Genomic DNA, 338 nt, shown 5'->3' on the forward strand with positions numbered 1-338 from the left:
CTGGCATAGCCACCGATCAGCTCGCGGATGTCGTCGACGCCGGAGAACTCACCGACACCGTTCTCGATCCGCGATTTGCCGAACGAGATGCCGCCGCCGCGCGCCTCCAGCCGCACGCGCATGGACTGGCCGTTGTTGCAGCTGATGGTGCCCTCGCCGCTGGAGCGCTTGTAGAAGGCCGACCAGCCGGACAGATTGAAGCGCATCTCGCAGTCGACGCTACCGGCCTGCGCGGCCGCGGGCAGCATCAACGCAAGACTGAATGCGGCAATGGCGCCAAGGCGAAGACCGCAGTGCATGGAGGGCTCCCGAAACGCATTGGATGCCCACAAGGCTAT

1 protein-coding gene is annotated in these 338 nt (G+C 65.1%); it reads right to left on the reverse strand.

Translation table 11 applies throughout. The features are described 5' to 3' along the window. On the reverse strand, positions 1-299 hold a 299-nt coding region (locus FLQ44_RS00440), incomplete at its 3' end, for a hypothetical protein (protein WP_240801141.1). Between the last annotated feature and the right edge of the window lie 39 nt (positions 300-338).

The organism is Vogesella mureinivorans (assembly GCF_007644035.1).
In the GTDB taxonomy this organism is placed as follows: Bacteria; Pseudomonadota; Gammaproteobacteria; order Burkholderiales; family Chromobacteriaceae; genus Vogesella; species Vogesella mureinivorans.